General features: G+C 42.1%; 2 protein-coding genes. Both read right to left on the bottom strand.

Features of this window, described 5'->3' with window-relative positions:
* The coding region (locus tag ACYUJT_RS25325) for a condensation domain-containing protein (protein WP_460327692.1) at positions 1-867 on the bottom strand (867 nt) is incomplete at its 3' end.
* A 5-nt stretch (positions 868-872) separates the two neighbouring features.
* A partial coding sequence (locus ACYUJT_RS25320) for a condensation domain-containing protein (RefSeq protein ID WP_460327690.1) occupies positions 873-2,216 on the bottom strand: 1,344 nt, incomplete at its 5' end.

Genomic DNA, 2,216 nt, shown 5'->3' with positions numbered 1-2,216 from the left:
TTCTGCCGCCGGGTTGGCCGATGCTGATGCTTCCACCAGCTTATGCAGCACTGCCTCCCGCGGATAATCAGCAGCTGTGTTGTTATATTCAGCAAATCTTTGCTCAGCATCCAGCGTGATATCTTTAATGAATGTATTAGGTTCAGCAATAACCTGCTGCAAGGTTTTTTTAAATCGGTCGACAAGCAGTTTGATCGTTATAGCATTAAATGCTTGTGCTTTATATTTCACCGTCCCGGTGATTTGATTGTCGGTTCGTTTAAACATCACCGTTATGTCATTGCTGGCGGATCTGATCTTATCTTCAATCATCGTGGCGGAATGGATATTTTCCAGTAAGATTATTGTTTTGTAAGCATAATCGGGAGGAATGTTAAGCAGTTTCATCAAATTTTTTATTGGATAGTATTGATGCTTAGTCGCCTCGCCAAAGGTATGATTCACAATTAGCAAACTGTCTTTGAAGGTCATACCCCCATTAATTCGGTCAGATAGCAGGATGTAGTCGTTATATTCAGTATCAGAGGAATAGCTAGAATAAATAGGAGCACCGATTACAATACTCTCTTCGTATAGTGTTTTGTACAGTACTACCTTGAGGGTTGTGAGGAGATAAACGTATAACAGTGTATCTCCATTTTTGCTGATTTTAATAAGCTCATCACTTATGAATGAATCCAATGAGAACTCATAATCTGTTTTGCTTCCTTTGGCCTTGCTCTGATAATCCGCCGGATACGTCGTGCATTTAGCGTCATAGGGCAGTTTAGTCAACCAATATTCTTTGGCCTGTTTAAACTCATCAATAGAATCAAGGACTGTTGGACTGTATTTCAAACAATTCACCTCACCAGTTTTTTTAGTCACCTAAACTACAAATCGAACGAAGGCAGGGCCTTATCACGGTTTACAAGAATTTGCGACACAGCATGCTGCTTTTCTGAGGTGCTCAAAATTTCCAGTTCAGCGATTTGAATCGTTGGCTCATTTATACAATCAACCAATATTTTGCAATAACAATTCAGGAGCATTTCTGCAGTTTCCGTACGATACAAGTCCTTGCAGTACTCCAGTAAAAGATGCAATGTATCATTAATTTCAACAGCATTCAGGGTCAAATCGAATTTCACAGCATGGTGCCCGATATCCCCCAGAAGATTAAGATCTATGTTCTGTTCCATTCCAGGCATCGTCCCGCTCATTTGATTGTGAAAAACCAACATCGTATCGAACAGAGGATTTCTACTCACATCTCTACGAATATTTAATTGGTCTACAAGCTCTTCAAACGGATAGTTCTGATGCTTGTATGCATGCAAAGTACTCTCTTTCACCTCCAAAAGAAAATCCTTGAACATCTTCTCCTTCCTGGGAGCATTGCGAATCGCTATGGCATTTACAAACACACCGATGATTTCTTCAAAATCAGGATGATTTCTGCCGGCTATTGTCGTGCCGATCACAATATCGTCCTGACCTGAAAACTTCTCCAGTAAAATGTAATAAGCGGACAACAAAACCATAAACATTGTGGTCCCGCTCTGGAGACAGAGACGCTTCAGTTTGACAGCAACATCAGCTTCCACGGAAATGCCTACCCGGCCTCCAGTAAAGCTCTGGGTGTCAGGACGTACATAGTCGGTTGGAAGTTCCAGCGGGGGCGGCAATTTTTCGTTTCCATAAATGCTGAGCCAATACTTCTCATGCTCCTCATATTCGGCGGAGCTTCTGTAGTTATGCTGCCATACCGCCACATCCTTGTATTGGAGACGCAGCGGTTCCAGTTCCGCCCCATCATACAGCGCCATCAATTCCTCCATAAATACGCTGATGGATACCCCGTCAGATATAATATGATGCATATCAAACAGCAGGACGTGCCGATCTGACGCGATCTTGAGCAAATGCATCCTAAACAGTGGTGCTTCATCCAAATAGAATGGACGGATAAAATACGTCATCTGCTCATAAATTTCATGTTCTTCGCAAATGCTGTACTCCATTTCAAGCTCCGCTTGTCCCAGAATCCGCTGCACCAATTCACCTTCGAACCATACAAATATCGTTCTCAAGCTGTCATGCCGCTGGACCAATTTGTCAATTGCCGATTTAAGCCGGGCAATTTCTACATCATGGTTCATATTCCATATAAAAGGCATGTTATAAGCAGTTTCTGCATTTTTTAATTGATGCTGGGCGTAGATTCTTTTTTGCGA

Source organism: Paenibacillus sp. YSY-4.3, from assembly GCF_054767475.1.
This window is presented reverse-complemented; position numbering and strand designations above follow the sequence as displayed.